At 60.7% G+C, this 17,492-nt stretch carries 19 protein-coding genes; 8 read left to right on the forward strand and 11 right to left on the reverse strand.

Annotation, left to right across the window (positions count from 1 at the left end):
* Nucleotides 1-176 precede the first annotated feature (176 nt).
* Both AC3IX1_RS21990 and AC3IX1_RS21995 read left to right on the forward strand, forming a co-directional pair.
* Complete coding sequence (locus AC3IX1_RS21990) at nt 177-1,304, forward strand: glycerophosphodiester phosphodiesterase (protein ID WP_489385808.1); 1,128 nt, start codon at nt 177-179, stop codon at nt 1,302-1,304.
* A complete protein-coding gene (locus AC3IX1_RS21995) occupies nt 1,305-1,988 on the forward strand; it encodes a helix-turn-helix transcriptional regulator (protein WP_489385809.1) in 684 nt (227 codons plus the stop codon).
* Between the two features lies 1 nt (nt 1,989).
* Here the strand turns inward: AC3IX1_RS21995 and AC3IX1_RS22000 are convergent, their stop codons facing one another.
* Nucleotides 1,990-2,877, reverse strand: coding sequence for a sterol desaturase family protein (locus AC3IX1_RS22000; protein WP_489385810.1), 888 nt, complete (start codon nt 2,875-2,877; stop codon nt 1,990-1,992).
* Nucleotides 2,878-3,028: 151 nt separating this feature from the next.
* Between AC3IX1_RS22000 and AC3IX1_RS22005 the strand changes: the two genes are divergently transcribed.
* The gene (locus AC3IX1_RS22005; protein WP_150674262.1) at nt 3,029-3,337 is read left to right on the forward strand and encodes a PepSY domain-containing protein; all 309 of its coding nucleotides are present in this window, start codon (nt 3,029-3,031) and stop codon (nt 3,335-3,337) included.
* Between the two features lie 198 nt (nt 3,338-3,535).
* Here AC3IX1_RS22005 and AC3IX1_RS22010 read toward each other — a convergent pair whose 3' ends face one another.
* On the reverse strand, nt 3,536-5,161 hold the full coding sequence (locus AC3IX1_RS22010) for a methyl-accepting chemotaxis protein (protein ID WP_489385811.1): 1,626 nt from the start codon (nt 5,159-5,161) through the stop codon (nt 3,536-3,538).
* A gap of 271 nt (nt 5,162-5,432) precedes the next feature.
* Between AC3IX1_RS22010 and AC3IX1_RS22015 the strand changes: the two genes are divergently transcribed.
* Entirely contained in the window at nt 5,433-6,455 is a 1,023-nt protein-coding gene (locus AC3IX1_RS22015) for a transporter (RefSeq protein ID WP_489385812.1), read from the forward strand.
* 54 nt (nt 6,456-6,509) lie between these two features.
* Here AC3IX1_RS22015 and AC3IX1_RS22020 read toward each other — a convergent pair whose 3' ends face one another.
* Nucleotides 6,510-6,944: a multidrug/biocide efflux PACE transporter gene (locus AC3IX1_RS22020; RefSeq protein ID WP_489385813.1), complete on the reverse strand. Its 435-nt coding sequence runs from the start codon at nt 6,942-6,944 to the stop codon at nt 6,510-6,512.
* A gap of 92 nt (nt 6,945-7,036) precedes the next feature.
* Here AC3IX1_RS22020 and AC3IX1_RS22025 point away from each other — a divergent pair, with 92 nt between their 5' ends.
* Entirely contained in the window at nt 7,037-7,891 is an 855-nt protein-coding gene (locus AC3IX1_RS22025; protein WP_489385814.1) for a LysR family transcriptional regulator, read from the forward strand.
* A gap of 126 nt (nt 7,892-8,017) precedes the next feature.
* Here the strand turns inward: AC3IX1_RS22025 and AC3IX1_RS22030 are convergent, their stop codons facing one another.
* The 3 genes from AC3IX1_RS22030 to AC3IX1_RS22040 all read right to left on the reverse strand — a co-directional run bounded on the left by AC3IX1_RS22030 (nt 8,018) and on the right by AC3IX1_RS22040 (nt 10,092).
* Nucleotides 8,018-9,253: an RNA polymerase sigma factor gene (locus AC3IX1_RS22030; protein WP_489385815.1), complete on the reverse strand. Its 1,236-nt coding sequence runs from the start codon at nt 9,251-9,253 to the stop codon at nt 8,018-8,020.
* Between the two features lies 1 nt (nt 9,254).
* Nucleotides 9,255-9,599, reverse strand: a complete 345-nt coding sequence (locus tag AC3IX1_RS22035) for a YciI family protein (RefSeq protein WP_015096538.1) — start codon at nt 9,597-9,599, stop codon at nt 9,255-9,257.
* A gap of 67 nt (nt 9,600-9,666) precedes the next feature.
* Nucleotides 9,667-10,092 (reverse strand): YybH family protein, encoded by a 426-nt coding sequence (locus tag AC3IX1_RS22040; protein ID WP_489385816.1) that lies wholly within the window; start codon nt 10,090-10,092, stop codon nt 9,667-9,669.
* Nucleotides 10,093-10,234: 142 nt separating this feature from the next.
* Between AC3IX1_RS22040 and AC3IX1_RS22045 the strand changes: the two genes are divergently transcribed.
* Nucleotides 10,235-10,720, forward strand: coding sequence for a GNAT family N-acetyltransferase (locus tag AC3IX1_RS22045; RefSeq protein ID WP_489385817.1), 486 nt, complete (start codon nt 10,235-10,237; stop codon nt 10,718-10,720).
* A 150-nt stretch (nt 10,721-10,870) separates the two neighbouring features.
* On the opposite strand, the gene AC3IX1_RS22050 is transcribed toward AC3IX1_RS22045, so the two are convergent.
* The 3 genes from AC3IX1_RS22050 to AC3IX1_RS22060 form a co-directional block, all read right to left on the reverse strand.
* Nucleotides 10,871-11,359: a GNAT family N-acetyltransferase gene (locus AC3IX1_RS22050; RefSeq protein WP_489385818.1), complete on the reverse strand. Its 489-nt coding sequence runs from the start codon at nt 11,357-11,359 to the stop codon at nt 10,871-10,873.
* Nucleotides 11,360-11,457: 98 nt separating this feature from the next.
* Nucleotides 11,458-11,943: a GyrI-like domain-containing protein gene (locus AC3IX1_RS22055; protein WP_489385819.1), complete on the reverse strand. Its 486-nt coding sequence runs from the start codon at nt 11,941-11,943 to the stop codon at nt 11,458-11,460.
* A gap of 67 nt (nt 11,944-12,010) precedes the next feature.
* The gene (locus AC3IX1_RS22060; protein ID WP_085717119.1) at nt 12,011-12,673 is read right to left on the reverse strand and encodes a LysE family translocator; all 663 of its coding nucleotides are present in this window, start codon (nt 12,671-12,673) and stop codon (nt 12,011-12,013) included.
* A gap of 139 nt (nt 12,674-12,812) precedes the next feature.
* Here AC3IX1_RS22060 and alaC point away from each other — a divergent pair, with 139 nt between their 5' ends.
* On the forward strand, nt 12,813-14,027 hold the full coding sequence (gene alaC, locus AC3IX1_RS22065; protein WP_489385820.1) for an alanine transaminase: 1,215 nt from the start codon (nt 12,813-12,815) through the stop codon (nt 14,025-14,027).
* Between the two features lie 182 nt (nt 14,028-14,209).
* Here the strand turns inward: alaC and AC3IX1_RS22070 are convergent, their stop codons facing one another.
* Both AC3IX1_RS22070 and AC3IX1_RS22075 read right to left on the reverse strand, forming a co-directional pair.
* Nucleotides 14,210-15,562, reverse strand: a complete 1,353-nt coding sequence (locus AC3IX1_RS22070) for a GntP family permease (protein ID WP_150726658.1) — start codon at nt 15,560-15,562, stop codon at nt 14,210-14,212.
* Between the two features lie 81 nt (nt 15,563-15,643).
* Nucleotides 15,644-16,177, reverse strand: coding sequence for a gluconokinase (locus tag AC3IX1_RS22075; protein ID WP_489385821.1), 534 nt, complete (start codon nt 16,175-16,177; stop codon nt 15,644-15,646).
* Between the two features lie 215 nt (nt 16,178-16,392).
* Between AC3IX1_RS22075 and gntR the strand changes: the two genes are divergently transcribed.
* Entirely contained in the window at nt 16,393-17,424 is a 1,032-nt protein-coding gene (gene gntR, locus AC3IX1_RS22080) for an HTH-type transcriptional regulator GntR (RefSeq protein ID WP_489385822.1), read from the forward strand.
* The last annotated feature ends 68 nt before the right edge of the window (nt 17,425-17,492 follow it).

Genomic DNA, 17,492 nt, shown 5'->3' on the forward strand with positions numbered 1-17,492 from the left:
CAGGGCCTGGGTTTCCCTCTGTCGGGGAAATTGCAGGGCCCCAGCGTACTGCAAACGGGCGCACAAAAACGCTGACGAAAATCAGCTTTAGACAGGTTTATGTCGGTCTGGCGATAGCGCCTGCAACGATGAGTTGTTAAAAGGGACCGCTCACTTATTGCGAAAGGATCTCGACCATGCCCGCAACCTTTACCAAAAGCGCCCTGTTACTGAGCCTGTTGCTCGGCCTCGGTCACGCACAGGCCGCCAGCGAACCCGCTCCCTCGGCACTGGCGAACCGCTTGGGCATTCCGCATCCAGCGGTGATCGCCCACCGTGGTGCTTCTTTCGATGCGCCGGAATCCACCGCCGCCGCCTACAAGACTGCCCGCGACCTGGGCGCCGACTACCTGGAGCTGGATCTGCAGCGCAGCAAGGATGGCGTGCTGTTTGCCCTGCACGACAACAATCTGCAACGCACCACCGACGTCGCCAGCAAATTCCCCGATCGCAAGGACAGCCCCGCCAACGCGTTCACCATGGCCGAACTGAAAACCCTGGACGCGGGCAGCTGGTTCAATGCCGCGTACCCGGATCGCGCACGTCCCGCCTTCGCGGGCCTGAAGATTCTGACCCTTGATGAAATCATCGACATCGCCGAGGGCAACAGCCTGCACAAGCCCGGCCTGTACATCGAGACCAAGGAGCCCAAGCAGTTTCCCGGCATCGAACACGACCTCAAGGAAAAACTTCAGGACCGGGGCTGGCTGAGCCCGACCGCTTCGAAACTGGGAAAAAGCGAGTTGGCGGTCGGCCAGGGTAAAGGCAAGGTGGTCTTGCAGACCTTCGAGAAGAGCAGCCTCGAACTGCTGCAAAAGGAGATGCCGAAGGTGCCGAAGATCCTGCTGTTGTGGGTCGGTGAAGGCAGTATCGAGCCCAAGTCCAAGGTGACATTTGCCGAGTCCGGCGAAAAGGATAAAGCCGCTTACTACGCCAAACAGCAACCGAAGGACAAGGCCGAATTCCAGCAATGGGTCGACTACGCCAAGGCCCAGGGCGCCATCGGTACCGGCCCGTCCGCCGCACTGACCCAGGGTGGCGACCAGAGCTACTCGGATCTGGTGCAACCCTGGATGAACCAGTACACCCACGATCAGGGCCTGCTGGTGCACGTCTACACCATCGACGATGCGGTGGACTACCGGAAAGTCATGGACGCCGGTGTCGACGGCATCTTCACCAATCGCGCCAGTGAGTTGTTGAAGTTCTATAAACGCCCGGCGGCCGCCAGTGTCGATCAGGTGTTGAAGAACAACGGTTTTTAAATGACCCAAGGTAACGAGTGGACTGGCCAACTGTGGCTCGGGCGTGACTATGCCCTGATCCACGGTCGGTCGGGGCGCACCGCGCCCCACTCTCACTACGCCCATCAACTGATCTTCGCACCCGACAGGCCGGTGACCGTTGAGCTCGACGGCACGCCTGTCACCGCCACTCGCCTGCTGATTCCTTCACACGTTCGACATGCCATTGTCGAAGCACCGGATCCGCTGTTCATGCTGTATGCCGAGCCGCTAGTCTTTGATGCGCCGACATTCGGCCAGGCAATGTCGGACGCCGAACTGTCCCTGCAAGGTCTCGATCAGGCAGTGCGCAACTGTTCGCGACGCGCTCTGACCGACCCACGGATCGACCGCGCCATCGCCGCCATCGATGCGTCCCTGGCAAACAAAGTGGCCGCGCATGCGGTGGCCGACACCGCTCATTTGTCCATGAGCCAGCTACAGCGACTGTTCGTCAGCCAGGTAGGCTTGCCGGTACGCAGGCTGGTGCTTTGGCGCCGCCTGCGCCTGGCGATGGAATTGATCCTGGCGGGCGAAGCCGTGACGCTGGCGGCCCATGCGGCCGGGTTTGCCGATTCGGCACACTTTTCCCGCAGCCTGAAAAAACTCTTTGGCGTGACCGCCCGCCAAGCCTTGCGACACCTGGACCTGTTTGTGCTGGACTGACTCAGCGACGCAACGCTGGCGGCACGAGTGGCTCTTCTCCCAACGCTATCGACTCAAACGGATCGAGCAACTGCGCCACATAATCCACCGGAAAATCCGGACGGCTGCCGATCCCGAGGTCGCCTTGGCGAATCTGATAGTCCTGCGTGTAAAAACCGGTCCCCAACAGCCAGTCCCACAGGTTGAAGAACAAGGCGAAGTTGACGTCGCCAGCTTTGCCGTACTTCATGTGGTGAAAGCGGTGCATCGGTGCCCAGGCAAAGATCCAGCGCCAGGGACCAGGGCGCATGTCGACATTCGAATGCTGTAACAAAAGCTGAATCGCGATGGAGAACGCCAACAGCGCTGCAACGTCTTGCGGGATGCCAAGTACCAGCAGCGGCAACAGTCCCGCCGAAGCTTCGAGCATTTGATGCAGCGGGTGTTTCATCAAGCCGTTGAAGCCATACAGGCGTTGCACGCTGTGATGCACCGCGTGCAATCGCCACAGCCAGGGCAGTCGATGACTGGCGTAGTGCATCAGGCTGACCCCGGCATCCGCGACGAAAATCGCCAGCCCCAGTTGCAGCCATAACGGCCAGCCCTGTGGCCACGCACCCTCAACCGCCAGCAACGCCACCAGAGCCGGCAATGCCAAAAGTCCGAGGGCGCCCAGCGTTTCGTTGATGAGTGCATGGAAGATGTCCCGCCGACGATCGCCGGCACTGTGGTTCCAGCAAGCTTCATAGGGCAGTGCCCATTCAGCCAGGAACGACACCAGCAAGGCTGCAATAAACAGCAGCATCAACCACAGCGTCGACAGGCCACCGACACCGATCAGCCACACCCCTGCCCCGATGAATCCGCCCCAGAATACCGGTGCGTACAACCCCGCAATGATAGTTTTCATCGCCACCTCCATTGATTGAAGGCAAAGCATGCGAGTTGATCCGGGCACAGAATTGAACAAACGAAGCAATCGAACGCTCAGTTTTAAGGGTGAATTAAGTTGATACGACTAACCTGATCCCACTTGAACAACTATCCCAAGGAAAGAACTCATGAAGACTTTGACTGCCCTCTTCACCGCTGCCGCCCTGACGCTCACCGCTGGTTTGGCCCAGGCCAAAGACGTTCCCGTCGACCAGATCCCTCAGCTGGTGAAGGAGGGCAAGATCAAGCCTATGGAAGAGTTGAACCAGATCGTGTTGAAGCTGCACCCGGGGGCCACCATTACCGACAGCGACCTGGACAAACACTCCACCATCTACGAGTACGAAGTCGAACTGCGTGACGCCAGCAACGTTGAATGGGACGTGGATTTGAACGCCACCACCGGCGAAGTCCTGAAGAACAAAAAAGACGTCTGATGCACACAACAAAGAGCCGCACGGTTTTCGGATCGTGCGGCTTTTCTGCGTCTGGATGATTGATCAGGCCGACGTGCTGACCATGGCGTTTTTTTTCCAATGTGGATTCAGGTTCAACCCGTCATCGACACCCTATACCTGCACTTGAGACCGACTGTGTACCGACTCGATAAGGAACCCGGTACACCGTCCCTTTCATCAAGCGCTCAGGCGCGCCGTCACCTCGTTCAACCGCCCCGACAAACCGTGCAGGTTGTTGCTGGCCGCTTCAGTGCGCTGCACGTTGTCCAGGTTGGTGCTGGCGATGCTGGTGATCTCGGTGAGGTTGCGCGAGATGTCTTCGGCCACCGAGGTCTGCTCTTCGGCGGCAGTGGCGATCTGGCGGTTCATGTCGCGGATGGCTTCCACGGCCAGAGTGATGCGTTCGAGCATGGCGCCGGCCTCCGTCACTTGCTGCACGCTTTGCTCGCTGCGCGACTGACCGCTTTCAATCGCCTGGGCCGCTTCGATTGCACCGGTCTGCACGGTCTGAATGATCTGGTTGATTTCGATGATCGACGCCGCCGTGCGCTGGGCCAGGCTGCGCACTTCATCGGCCACCACCGCGAAACCGCGCCCGGCCTCACCGGCACGGGCCGCTTCGATGGCCGCGTTGAGTGCCAGCAGGTTCGTCTGTTCGGCGATGCCGCGAATCACTTCCAGGACCTTGCCGATGCGCCCGCTGTCGGTTTCCAGTTGGCGGATGACCGTGGCGGTATTGGCGATTTCACCGCGCATCTGGGTGATCGTATGGATGGTGCCCTGCATGACTTTTTCGCCCTGTTGGGCGGACTGGTCGGCGTCGTCGGCGGCCCGCGCCGCTTCGGCGGCATGACGGGCGACTTCCTGTGCCGTAGCGGACATTTCGTTCATCGCCGTGGCCACCTGATCGGTGCGGTTGAACTGTTCGTTGGTACCGCCGGCCATCACGGTGGCGATCGAGTTCAACTCACCGCTGGCGCTGTCCAGGTCCGACGCGCTGCGCTGCAAACGGCTGAAGGTTTCGGCAAGGAAATCGCGCAGGGTGTTGGCGGCCATCGCCAGTTTGCCCAACTCGTCCTGACGGGTGCTGGCCACGCGCTCGGCAATACGTCCCTGGCTGAGCTGCGCCACGTATTCGATCAGTTTGCGGATCGGCTCGACCAGGTTGCGGTTGACCAGCCACAGGCTCAGCAGGCCGATCAGCCCCCCCGAAACCAGCATCACGACCAGCCCCAGCAACACCGTGCGATCGGCACTGGCACTGATCAGTGTCGATTGTTCGGCACCCTGCTTGCGCAACTCGCTGACCAGTTCACTCATCTGATCGCTGGCCGCGCGGTCCACGCCCTTGACCGCCGCGTCGCCCGCCGCCGGGTCACCACCGGCGGCCACGAACGCGTCCCGGCCCTTCTGATAGGCCGTGCCCAACTGGCGATGCTCGTCACGCAAGCGATTGATGCGGCTCTTGAGTGGCGGCTCGATACCCTTCTGCGCGGCCAGTTCGCCGAGGATGTTTTGCACATCGCGCTGACGCGCCTCGAATTGCCCCCAGTACTTGCTCAGGTCCGCCGGTTGCTTGCCGCGCAGCAGGACGTTTTTCCACTCCTGCACCTGCACCTTGAATTGCAGGTTGGCTTCATCGATCAATTGCGAGGTGTGCAGCGGGCCTTCGATCAGATTGGCGTAGTTCTGCACGCCGCTGGACAGGAAGTGAAAGCACGCCAGGGCGATCAACAGCATCGCCAGCAGACTGCCGCTCAGCAGGGCGAGAATTTGTGCTCTCAGGGACTTTTGCAAAAGCATCGCAGGGTACTCATGACAGGAATGAGGCACGCCCGTAAAGGCGTGAAAAGTGTCCGGACATCCCTGTCTGCGGTCCCGGCCGAAGCCGGCGGCGCGCAACTCAACCCAAGCGTGATCGGCTAGCCAGAGCGGTTCTTGAGAAAATCCCGACCGCCGGTAGAACAATTGTTTGCGTTATTTTCCTGTCACAAAAACGTCACCCCCGCTTGCGATGATGCCGCTCAAGTGAACCTGCAAAACACGTGACAGGCGCCTCCCCTTGCGAGTCCTCATGAACCACAGCATCGATCAAAGCCATCGCGACACGGATCTGTTCGGCCTGCTTTACGGTTTCAGCTTTCGCCCCGGTGAGGCCGGTCGGGAAATCAATTCCGCCGAGGCCTTGCAGTACCTGCAACAACCGCAAAGCGACGAGCAATTCCTCTGGTTGCACCTGAACCTCGCCCACGCCGCGTGCGAGCGCTGGATGAAGAGCCATCTGGAGTTGCCCGAAGAATTTTTCGAAGCGCTGCACGAAGGCTCGCGGTCGACGCGCATCGAGCATGTCGACTCCGCGTTGCTGGCGGTGGTCAACGATGTGGTGTTCAACCTCAGCAACATGGTCTCGTCGGATGTCTCGACCCTGTGGGTGTGCGCCCGCAGCCAATTGATCATCAGCGCCCGCCTGCAACCGCTGCACTCGGTGGACAAATTGCGCTCGTCGGTGAAGGCCCGGGAGTGCTTTCGTTCCCCGCTGGAGTTGCTGGTGCATCTGCTGCGCGACCAGGGTGAAGTGCTGACCCAGATCGTGCGCAAGACCAGCCAGAGCGTGGATCAGATCGAAGACGAATTGCTGTCCTCACGCCTGTCGACCAACCGCGCCGAACTGGGCGCCAATCGCCGGGTGCTGGTGCGTTTGCAACGGCTGCTGGCGCTGGAGCCAGGCTCATTGCTGCGCCTGCTCAACCGGCCGCCGCAATGGCTGCAAAAGGAAGACGTGAAGGAGTTACGCAAATCCACCGAGGAGTTTGCGCTGATTATCAACGACCTCACGGCGCTGGGTGAGCGGATCAAGCTGTTGCAGGAAGAGATCGCCGCCAACATCAACGAACAGACCAACCGCACGCTGTTCACCCTGACCGTGGTGACGGTGCTGGCGCTGCCGATCAACATCATCGCCGGTTTCTTCGGCATGAACGTCGGCGGCATTCCGCTGGCCGATGATCCGCAGGGTTTCTGGGTCCTGGTGGCGCTGGTCGCGACCTTTACCGTGATCGCCGGGCGCTGGGCGTTTCGCAAGCAGCAGGATTATTAACGTCTGCTAACCCCTGTGGCGAGGGAGCTTGCTCCCTCGCCACAAAAACGATACTTAGCAAACCTCGCGAGTCACCAGCATCCGCTCCCGAACCACGTCATATGCCCAGTGGTAGACGTAGGTGTACGGCAGGAAAAACAGCAGCACGCCGATATCCAGCAGGAACGCCTGCCACAGGCTGACATCCAGCCACCAGGCGATCAGCGGTACGCCGAGGGCGACCAGTCCGCCTTCGAACAACAGCGCATGCACCACGCGAACCCAGGCGTTGTGTGCGATGGCGAAGCGCTTGAGCAGCCGTTCGAACATACCGTTGAAGACCACGTTCCAGGCCAGGGCCAGGCCGGCGATGAGGACGGTGACCATACCCATTTCCAGCATCGGTTTCTTCATGATCCAGGCCAGCAACGGGGTACAGATCAGGATGGCCAGCAGCTCAAAACCGATGGCTTGAAAAATACGTTCAGTAATGGACTTGTTGGCGCTCATGGCCGAACTCCCTTGAGTGACTGTGTGGTTGCCATGATCTGTCATCACGCCGATACTTAATAACCAATAACCATCGATCAAGGCGATAGTTCATGGCCTCTCACGAAGTGTTGCTGGCGTTTGTCGAAGCCGCGACCCAAGGCTCGTTTTCCGCCGCGGCGCGCAAGTTGGGCCGCAGTCAGTCGACCATCAGCGCGGCGGTGGCCAGTCTGGAAATCGACCTGAACCTGACCCTGTTCGACCGCAGCAGCCGCAAGCCCGGCCTGACCCCGGCCGGGCACGTCATGCTGCAACGGGCCGAAGAGATCCTGGCCGCCACCAGTCGCCTGGAAATAGCCGCCAGCCAACTGTCTCAAGGGGTGGAAGCGAAGTTGACGGTAGCGCTGTCCGATACCTATCAGTCGGACCGCTTCGAAGCCGCCCTCAGTGCCTTCGAGCAGCGTTACCCGGACCTGGAGCTCGAGTGCCTGATCGCCGAATGCGATGACCTGATGTCCCTGGTGCAAAGCGGCCGGGCGCAGATTGCCTTCGCCGAAATGCAGGACAGCTACCCGCCGGACCTGGTCAGCTCGACGGTGGACGAGCGCACGGAAATCGCTTTGTTCGTGTCCCCGACACACCCGTTGGCGACGCTGGACTACGTCGACCGGGACGTACTGCAGCAGCACCGCGAGTTGCGCTTGGCCACCATCATCAATCCCTATGAAAGTCGGGCGAAGGGTCGCGTCTGGTCGGCGCCGAGTTATCTGATGCTGCTGGAAATGGCCCAGGGCGGGTTCGGCTGGGCGCCGTTGCCCCGCTGGCTGGTCGAGCGGTTCGGGCCTGGCACGTTGCAGGAACTGGTGGTGCGCGGCTGGCCGAAAACGGTGTCGGTGGATGCGTTGTGGTCGCGGCTGAATCCGCCGGGGCCGGCGGGGAGCTGGTTGCTGGGCAAGATGCTGGAGTGAAGGTCCTTCGGCCCTTATCGCGGGCAAGCCACGCTCCCACAGGAAATGGTGGCAACCACAAAACTTGTGTGCACCACTGCCCCTGTGGGAGCGGGCTTGCCCGCGATGGGGCCAGCCAATTTCACATCAATCCAACGCCTTGAGCCGCTCTTCGATAAACCGCCGCTCAGGCTCTTGCCGGGTCAACGCCAGCGCTCGTTCCCAAGCCGCCCGCGCCTCTTGCACCCGGCCCAGTTGCCGACAGAACTCCGCCCGCGCCGAGTGCGCCAGGTGGTAGTCGAGCAGTTCTCCCCGATCCAGAATGGCGTCGACTAGCGTCAGCCCCGCCAGTGGTCCATCGCGTTGCGAAATCGCCGCTGCACGATTCAACTCGATCACCGGCGACGGCACCGCCCGCAGCAGGACGTCATACAGACCGACAATCTGCGGCCAATCGGTTTCCCCCGCCGTCGGGGCTTCGGCGTGCACCGCCGCGATCGCCGCTTGCAGGCAATAGGGTCCGAATCGTCCCATGGTCAGCGCCCGCTCGACCAGTGTGCAGCCTTCGCTGATCAACCCGGCGTCCCACAGCGAACGGTCCTGTTCGTCCAGCACAATCAGCTCGCCGCTCGCCGAGGTCCTGGCCGGGCGGCGCGACTCGTGCAGCAGCATCAACGCCAGCAAGCCCATCACCTCCGGCTCCGGCAGCAGTTCCACCAGCAACCGGCCGAGACGGATCGCTTCGCGGGTCAAATCCTCGCGGATCAGTTCGGCCCCGATGGACGCCGAGTAGCCCTCGTTGAACACCAGGTAAATCACCCGCAATACGCTGTCCAGGCGCTCGGGCAACTCAGCGAGTGTCGGCACTTGATAAGGGATTTTCGCGTCGCGGATCTTCGCCTTGGCGCGCACGATGCGCTGGGCGATGGTGGCCGGGGCCGAGAGAAAGGCCCGGGCGATTTCCTCCGTGGTCAGGTCGCAGACCTCCCGCAGCGTCAGCGGCACTTGCGCGTCCGCCGCCAGGGCCGGGTGGCAGCAAGTGAAGATCAGCCGCAGGCGATCGTCTTCCACGTCTTCATCACTCCACGGCGTGTGCTCAAGCTCCTCCAGCTGTGCGATCAGCAAAGGCTGCGACGCGGCAAAACGCGCACGCCGACGCAAGGCATCGATGGCCTTGAAACGCCCGGTGGACACCAGCCAGGCCCGCGGATTGTCCGGCACGCCATAACGCTGCCAGCGTTCGACCGCGACGAAAAACGCCTCGTGCAAGGCCTCTTCGGCGAGGTCGAAATCCCCCAGCAAGCGAATCAGGGTCGCGAGAATGCGCCTCGACTCTTCGCGATAGACCCGCTCGACCTGAGCCTGAACCGGCAGCCCAGGCATCTTAAGGATTCAACTGCCGAACGGGGCGCACTTCGACACTGCCGACCCGGGCCGCCGGAATGTTCCCGGCGACCTGGATGGCTTCGTTGAGGTCCTTGGCGTCGATCAGGTAGAAGCCTGCCAACTGCTCCTTGGTTTCAGCGAACGGGCCGTCGGTGATCGACATCTTGCCGTTGCGCATGCGCACGGTGGTGGCGGTCTGCACCGATTCCAGTGCTTCGGCGGCGACCATCCGGCCACTGCCCTGGATCGACTCGGCATAGGCCATGCATTCTTCGTCCTTCGGGCTTTCCGGTAGCGAATGCAGCAGGTGCTCATCGCTGTAGACCAGGCATAAATACTTCATCACGCTCTCCTTATCGAACGGATCAACTATGGCCGCTGATTGGCATTCTGGCTCGGCTTCCCGACGATCAGGGTTTGAGATCGAACAGCGTCGCGCCGCTGGCCATGTCGAACGGTGCCGACCAATGTTCGTGGACGATCTGCCACAGCCCGGCTTCTTGCCGATAGCAGGCGGTGACGCGCATCCAGCAGGACTGGGTTTCGCCCTTGTCGTTGGTGCCACCGCAATTTGCCAGCCAGTGAGCGAACGCAATTTCCTGGGACGGCTCGATGGTGATTTCGTGGAATTCGAAGATGTGCGGGCCGGGGCACATTTCCATGCAGGCCTGCCAATGCGCGCGATACGCCGGCTTGCCTTTGAATTGCAGGGCCTTGACCGCGTCGAAGGAGACGATGTCATCGGCATAAAGGGCCATGACTTTTTCAATGTCCTTGGCCATGACCGCCTGACGATAGTTCTCGATGAGGTTCTGGATCTGGGTTTGCGAATTCATGGTGGTTCTCCGTGGTTTTTATAGTGAAGACACCCTTAGTCGTCTGGCGATCCGGCGAATCGACAGAAGAAATAAAAATAATCCATAACGCCAGACTCGCTAGAATCCGAGGCTCATTTTCAGTTGGAAAAAGGACACGCCAGTGACAGCCCGACTCGTGCCTTATGAAAGCCTGAACACGCAGCAGCGCCAACAGGTCGAGGCCATCGAAGTGCATCCGGAACAAATCAGGTTCTCCGGTGATATCCACGGTGCCCTGCACACCTTGTTGTCCAAGCCCGGCCCGGGAGTCAAAGGATTTGCCCTGCTGGCCGAAGATATTCCCGTCGCGTTCCTGCTGCTCAAACGCCCGCCGGTGTTGCCCGCCTGGGCCGATGAGCACAGCGCCACCCTGCATGCGCTGCAAGTCGATCAACGCGCCCAGGGCAAGGGCTACGGCAAGGCCTGCCTGCAAGCGCTGCCCGAAGCGGCGCGCCTGGCCTGGCCGGAAATCAGAGGGCTGGAGTTGTCGGTGGATGCGGACAACGAAGCCGCCATCGCCCTGTACGCCAGGTTTGGCTTTGTCGACAGCGGCGAGGCGTACAAGGGGCGGATCGGTTATGAGCGGCGGATGGGGTTGATGTTTTGACTGCTCAATAGTCGCAACCGATTTCTCCAACACAACGCCGAACCTGTGGGAGCGGGCTTGCCCGCGAAAGCGGTCTGTCTGACACATTGATGTTGGATGTGCCGACGCCTTCGCGGGCAAGCCCGCTCCCACAGGGGATCTCCAACAGTCTTACAGCTCCAAAATCATCTCATGCCACGCCATGCCGCCATGGTCGGACGCCGAAGGCTTGACGTAGGCAAAGCCGAATCCGGCATACAACGGAATGTGCCGTTCCTTGCACATCAGGTTGATGCTGGCCTTGCCCATCGCGCGCATGCGTTCGATGAACTCAGCCATCAGGCGCTTGGCCAGGCCCTGCCCCTGGTAATCCGGATGCACCACCACCGACATGATCACCACGTGGGGCCCGGCCGGGTCGTGGCCGATCAGCTCCTTGAACGCCTCGTCCGACATTTCCACCTGGAACGCCGCACCGGAGTTGATGAAACCGGCGACGACCCCGTCCACTTCCGCGACGATAAAACCCACGGGCCAGGTGGCGATGCGGGTGGCGATCTTCTCGCGGGTCGCGGCTTCGTCACCTTCATAGGCAAGGGTTTCGATGGCAAAGCAGCGGTCCAGATCGGCGGGGGTGACGTTGCGGATGACGGTGTTCATGGCAGCTCGGGATCAGCGTGGGAAAGGCTGGGGATGATAAATCAGCAGCCGTGGGACATCGAGAGACGAATCGGCTGATCCGCCTCTCGACACACATCTCACCCTTTGATCGGAATCCAGATCTCCAGCTTGCCGGTGTTGAGCTTCGGGTTGAAGTCTTCGCTGTAGCGTTCCAGCTCCGGCGCATCCAACACCTCATGCCCCGACTGCGGCTGCCAGGTGCCGAAGATGTACTGAAACAGTTGCGGCAAAGTATCCAGCGGCCCCTTGTGCTCGAACACCGCGTACAGCTGAGGCTGAACCTCTACCCAACGGTAGGCTTCCGGCAAGTCGTCGAGCTTGCTGATCTCGACGCCAGCGATGTAATCGAAGCCGCCCTTGCCGTCGAAATTGCAGCAGACACCGTAGGTGACTTCGCCTTTTTGACCCGGAATGTTCCCAATGTGGGGCTCGAATTTTTCCCAGAGCTTGGGAATGCCTTGGGTGGTTTGCTGGGTAAATTGTCCGCCCAGCCCTGCAATCAGCAGGAAGTGCCCGTGTTCGAAGCGCGGTTGCGTCAGTTCGACGCGTGCTAACTCATCCATGACTCGACTCCTGACGCATAAAAATGGGTTCGGCTGGAAGTATAGAAGCCAAACCCGATTCGCCCAATTACAGTGCGTGCAATTGCTCGACGGCAGCGGCGCCAACGAACTCGTTGTAACCCGATAGGATCACGTAGACCGCGAAATAGCAGAAGATCGCCGCCGATGCCATATAGGAATAACGCAGCAATTTGTCGCCCAGCAACTTGCCTCCATGGCTCGCGGCGAAGCACAGGCCTGCCGACCAGAGCAGCCCGGCACAGAGGAAACCGCCGAGAAACAGTGCCGAACTGAGCGGGCCACCGCCACCGGAACGGGCGATCAGGGTGCCGCCCACTGCCGCGAACCAGAGAATGGCGCTGGGCGAAGACATGGCGAGAAAGATCCCGCGCAAGAACTCCTTGCGGTGGGAGTTGTTCCCGACCTCCGCCGTCTCGGCCAGCAGCGCCTCGTGGTGAATCGCCGAATAGATCATCTTCGCCGCGAAGTACACCAGCAGCGCCGAGCCACCGATCCACAACACCCAGCGCACGCTTTCGTATTGCAGCAATACGGTCATGCCGGCCAGTGCCAGTACCGCGTAGATCAGGTCGCCGACACAGGTCCCAAGCCCCAGGGCAAAGCCCTGGAAATAGCCGCGCTGCATGGCCAGGGTGATCATCGCGATGTTGGCCACGCCAATATCCAGGCACAGCGAGAGGCTCAGCAAGAAGCCGCTGGTAAATTCCATCGAACCCTTTCCTTCGGACAAATTTGTTTACATTGAGGCTGGACAGTCTGCCACAGCTGCCCTTACATTCCGCCTCAGGTCACCGCAGTGACCAGCGTCGCTCGGACGGTTCCGGGCGCTTACGTTATCCGAGGCAACAATGGCCGAACAAGGTTCGCCGCGCCGCTTTGCGCGCATAGATCGACTCCCCCCTTACGTTTTCAACATCACCGCCGAGCTGAAGATGGCCGCCCGTCGTCGTGGCGAAGACATCATCGACTTGAGCATGGGCAACCCCGACGGCGCCACGCCGCCGCACATCGTCGAAAAACTTGTGCAAGTCGCTCAGCGTGAAGACACCCACGGCTACTCCACGTCCAAGGGCATTCCGCGCCTGCGCCGGGCGATTTCCAACTGGTACAAGGACCGTTACGAGGTCGACATCGACCCGGAAAGCGAGGCCATTGTCACCATCGGTTCCAAGGAAGGCCTGGCGCACTTGATGCTGGCAACCCTGGACCAGGGCGACACCGTTCTGGTGCCCAACCCGAGCTACCCGATTCACATCTACGGTGCCGTGATTGCCGGCGCCCAGGTGCGGTCGGTGCCGCTGGTGCCGGGCGTGGATTTCTTCGCTGAACTGGAGCGGGCCATTCGCGGCTCTATCCCCAAGCCGAAGATGATGATCCTCGGTTTCCCATCCAACCCCACCGCCCAGTGCGTGGAGCTGGATTTCTTCGAGCGCGTCATTGCCCTCGCCAAGCAGTACGACGTGCTGGTGGTGCACGACCTGGCCTACGCCGACATCGTCTACGACGGCTGGAAAGCCCCGTCGATCATGCAGGTGCCGGGGGCCAAGGACATTGCGGTGGAGTTTTTCACCCTGTCCAAGAGCTACAACATGGCCGGCTGGCGCATTGGCTTCATGGTCGGCAACCCGGAACTGGTCAACGCCCTGGCGCGGATCAAGAGCTACCACGACTACGGCACCTTCACCCCGCTGCAAGTGGCGGCCATCGCTGCGCTTGAAGGCGACCAGCAATGCGTGCGCGACATCGCCGAGCAGTATCGGCAGCGGCGCAACGTGCTGGTCAAGGGCCTGCATGAACTGGGCTGGATGGTGGAAAACCCGAAAGCCTCGATGTACGTCTGGGCCAAGATTCCCGAGGCCTATGCGCATCTGGGCTCACTGGAGTTCGCCAAGAAACTGCTGTCCGAGGCCAAGGTGTGTGTCTCGCCGGGCGTCGGGTTTGGCGAGTACGGCGATGATCACGTGCGCTTTGCCCTGATCGAAAACCAGGACCGGATTCGTCAGGCCGTGCGCGGGATTCGCGGGATGTTTCGGGCGGATGGGTTGGCACCGAAAACCAACTAAAAACACATGACACTGTAGGAGCGAGCCTGCTCGCGATGAGGCCATCACATCCAACCAAGATGTCGACAGTCCCACCGCTATCGCGAGCAGGCTCACTCCTACATGGGTTTTGTGTATGGCCATGAAATCATCACCCACAAAAAAACCGCATCGCAGCGGTTTTTTTGTGTCTGTCGATTCGCTTAGACGAACAGCGACAACAACAGGATAAAGCCCAGGCCAACCACGGAGAGGATGGTTTCCATCGCGGTCCAGGTCTTGAAGGTTTCGGCCACGGTCATGTTGAAGTACTGCTTGACCAACCAGAAACCGGCGTCGTTGACGTGGGACAGGATCAGGGAGCCAGCACCGGTGGCCAGCACCAGCAGTTCACGGTTCACACCCGGAATCATCCCCACTACCGGCACCACAATGCCCGCGCCAGTAATGGTCGCCACGGTCGCTGAACCGGTCGCGATACGGATCACCGCCGCCACCAGCCAGGCCAGCAAAATCGGCGAGATCTGTGCAGCCACCGCCATGTTGCCGATCACGTTACCCACACCGCTGGTCACCAGCATCTGCTTGAAGCCGCCACCGGCACCGATGATCAGGATGATCGCAGCGGTCGGCGCAAGGCTCGCGTCCAGCCACTTGAGCATCTGTTGCGACCCGATGCCCTGCTTGTAGCCGAAGGTGTACAGCGACAGCAGCAACGCCAGCAGCAGCGCCGAGATCGGGTGACCGATCAAGTCCATGAAGGTGCGGAAGAAGTTGCCGTCCGGCAGCGCCACATCGGCAAAGGTCTTGAGCAGCATCAGGAACACTGGCGACAGCACAGTGATCAGGGTGATGCCGAAGCTAGGCAGATCGCCTGCATCCTCATCGCGCACCAGTTGATCCACCAGTTCCTGATTCGGATGACCAGGAATGTGCTTGGCAATGAACGTACCGAAGATCGGGCCGGCAATAATGGCCGTTGGCAGTGCAACGATCAGGCCATACAGAATGGTTTTCCCGATGTCGGCACCGAACACGCCGATGGCCAGCAATGGACCCGGGTGCGGCGGCACCAGGCCGTGTACGGCGGACAGACCGGCCAGCAGCGGGATACCGATCTTGATGATCGACACGCCGGTGCGGCGGGCAACGATGAACACCAACGGAATCAGCAACACGAAGCCGATTTCGAAGAACAGCGGAATGCCGACCAGGAACGCAGCGAACATCATCGCCCACTGCACCTTGTCCTTGCCGAAGGCGCGGATCAACGTCTGCGCAATCTGATCCGCACCGCCTGATTCGGCCATCATTTTGCCGAGCATCGTGCCCAGCGCCAGGATGATGCCGACAAAGCCAAGCACGCCACCGAAGCCGTCCTGGAACGCCTTGATGATGGTGCCGATCGGCATGCCGGAGGTCAGCCCGAGGAAAGCGGCGGCAATGATCAGGGCAATGAACGGGTGGAACTTGAACTTGGTGATCAGGACGATAAGCCCGATCACCGTGACCACTGCATCGAGCAGCAGGAACGTCTCGTGGGACATGCCAAACATTAGGGGTGTCTCCTGGTTGTTGTTGTTATTAAAGCGGGTTGATCAGAAGTCGTGAGGACAGCGCTGTCTTTGCAAACACAGTCATACCGCCTGTTTCAGGCCGTTCACCTGCCACCAGACATGAGCCTGCGCCGCCAGTTGCTCGACGCTATGGGTCGAAGCATCCAGCGCCAGGGTCAACGGCTCGCCGACGGGCGATTCGAGGGTGGCGAACTGGCTGTCGATCAGGGTCGACGGCATGAAGTGGCCTGGCCGATGGGAGACACGGTCGGCGGCGACTTCGGGGGTCAACTCAAGGAACACGAAGCCCAGGCCCGGCAAGGCACTGCGCAGACGTTCGCGATAGATGTGCTTGAGAGCCGAACAGGTCAGCACCGGGCGCTGGCCCTTGGCGTCGACACGGCGCAGTTCATCGCACAGGCTGTCGAGCCAGCCGGCACGGTCTTCATCGTTCAGGGGAATCCCCGCGCTCATCTTTTCGATATTGGCGGCAGGGTGAAAAGAGTCGCCTTCAATGGCAGTGGCGCCGCTCAAATGGCACAGGGCCTCGCTGACGCACGTCTTGCCGCAACCGGCAACGCCCATGATGACCAGGGCGGTGATGGGATGATTCATGTAACACCTCAGCGCGCAGACAGCGCTACCTTTGCCAGTTATGACACTAGACCAAAAGCAGAAGTTGCCGACGCCTTTCTTGTCATTTTATGGGTTGCAGCAGGTTAGGTCCCGACACCAAAAAGCAAGGATCAGGCGAACCCTTGCTCACGCATTTGCAGCTGCATCAAGACAGCGCTACCTTAGTGCCTTGAATTTTGTTTGGCAAGCCGTCGATGAACACAACCAAGAACGATAAAAATACCCGCACCACTGGCCGCCCTACCCTGAACGAAGTTGCCCGACTGGCCGGCGTCAGCCCGATCACCGCCTCCCGCGCCTTGCGTGGCGTCAGCACCGTGGCCACTGAACTTGTGGAAAAAGTGCAGAAAGCGGCGCTGGAGCTCAACTATGTGGTCAACCCTGCCGCCCGTGCCCTGGCCTCGGCCCAGAGCCAATCGGTGGTGGTGTTGGTGCCTTCACTATCCAATTTGCTGTTCATCGATACCCTGGAAGCCATTCATCGGGTTTTGCGTCCCAAGGGCTTCGAAGTGCTGATCGGCAACTTCCATTATTCGCGCGATGAAGAAGAAAACCTGCTGCGCAACTACATGGCCTATCAACCGCGCGGCTTGTTGCTGACGGGTTTCGACCGCACCGAAAGCTCACGACGGATGATCGAGGCCAGCAATATCCCGTGTGTGTACATGATGGAACTGGACAGTGCGGCCGGGTTAAATTGCGTCGGCTTCTCGCAACTGGCGGCCGGTGAAACGGCTGCCGAACACTTGCTGTCCCGGGGCCGCAAGCGCCTGGCCTACATCGGCGCGCAACTGGACCAGCGCACCTTGCTGCGCGGCGAAGGTTTCCGCCGCGCCCTGCAAAAGGCTGGCCTGTATGACCCGGCACTGGAAGTGCTGACGCCCCGCCCGTCTTCGGTCGGCCTGGGCGGCGAATTGTTCTTGCAGATGATCGCCAGCCACCCGGATGTCGACGCGATCTTCTTCGGCAACGACGACCTGGCCCAGGGCGCGCTGCTCGAAGCGATGCGACACGGAATCAAGATCCCCGAGCAAGTGGCGATCCTCGGCTTCAACGACCTGCCCATGTCCGAACACATGGTCCCGCGCCTGAGCAGCATCAACACCCCGCGCGAGGCTATCGGTCGCCGCGCGGCGGAGCAGATGCTGACGCTGATGGCCGGCAATACTGTGGCCAGACCGGTGCAGGACATGGGGTTTGAGTTGAAGGTGCGGGAGAGTACGTAGGCGCGACACAAATCACTGTGGCGAAGGGGCTTGTCAGAACGCCGCACCGCCCCGTTCGGCTGCGAAGC

The sequence above is a fragment of the Pseudomonas sp. KH_046_2 genome, from assembly GCF_057838985.1.

Bases quoted from the DNA above. Each gene is read 5' to 3' on its own strand.
- AC3IX1_RS21990 (WP_489385808.1), top strand. From the start codon at position 177: ATGCCCGCAACCTTTACCAAAAGCGCCCTGTTACTGAGCCTGTTGCTC.
- AC3IX1_RS21995 (WP_489385809.1), top strand. From the start codon at position 1,305: ATGACCCAAGGTAACGAGTGGACTGGCCAACTGTGGCTCGGGCGTGAC.
- AC3IX1_RS22000 (WP_489385810.1), bottom strand. From the start codon at position 2,877: ATGAAAACTATCATTGCGGGGTTGTACGCACCGGTATTCTGGGGCGGA.
- AC3IX1_RS22005 (WP_150674262.1), top strand. From the start codon at position 3,029: ATGAAGACTTTGACTGCCCTCTTCACCGCTGCCGCCCTGACGCTCACC.
- AC3IX1_RS22010 (WP_489385811.1), bottom strand. From the start codon at position 5,161: ATGCTTTTGCAAAAGTCCCTGAGAGCACAAATTCTCGCCCTGCTGAGC.
- AC3IX1_RS22015 (WP_489385812.1), top strand. From the start codon at position 5,433: ATGAACCACAGCATCGATCAAAGCCATCGCGACACGGATCTGTTCGGC.
- AC3IX1_RS22020 (WP_489385813.1), bottom strand. From the start codon at position 6,944: ATGAGCGCCAACAAGTCCATTACTGAACGTATTTTTCAAGCCATCGGT.
- AC3IX1_RS22025 (WP_489385814.1), top strand. From the start codon at position 7,037: ATGGCCTCTCACGAAGTGTTGCTGGCGTTTGTCGAAGCCGCGACCCAA.
- AC3IX1_RS22030 (WP_489385815.1), bottom strand. From the start codon at position 9,253: ATGCCTGGGCTGCCGGTTCAGGCTCAGGTCGAGCGGGTCTATCGCGAA.
- AC3IX1_RS22035 (WP_015096538.1), bottom strand. From the start codon at position 9,599: ATGAAGTATTTATGCCTGGTCTACAGCGATGAGCACCTGCTGCATTCG.
- AC3IX1_RS22040 (WP_489385816.1), bottom strand. From the start codon at position 10,092: ATGAATTCGCAAACCCAGATCCAGAACCTCATCGAGAACTATCGTCAG.
- AC3IX1_RS22050 (WP_489385818.1), bottom strand. From the start codon at position 11,359: ATGAACACCGTCATCCGCAACGTCACCCCCGCCGATCTGGACCGCTGC.
- AC3IX1_RS22055 (WP_489385819.1), bottom strand. From the start codon at position 11,943: ATGGATGAGTTAGCACGCGTCGAACTGACGCAACCGCGCTTCGAACAC.
- AC3IX1_RS22060 (WP_085717119.1), bottom strand. From the start codon at position 12,673: ATGGAATTTACCAGCGGCTTCTTGCTGAGCCTCTCGCTGTGCCTGGAT.
- alaC (WP_489385820.1), top strand. From the start codon at position 12,813: ATGGCCGAACAAGGTTCGCCGCGCCGCTTTGCGCGCATAGATCGACTC.
- AC3IX1_RS22070 (WP_150726658.1), bottom strand. From the start codon at position 15,562: ATGTTTGGCATGTCCCACGAGACGTTCCTGCTGCTCGATGCAGTGGTC.
- AC3IX1_RS22075 (WP_489385821.1), bottom strand. From the start codon at position 16,177: ATGAATCATCCCATCACCGCCCTGGTCATCATGGGCGTTGCCGGTTGC.
- gntR (WP_489385822.1), top strand. From the start codon at position 16,393: ATGAACACAACCAAGAACGATAAAAATACCCGCACCACTGGCCGCCCT.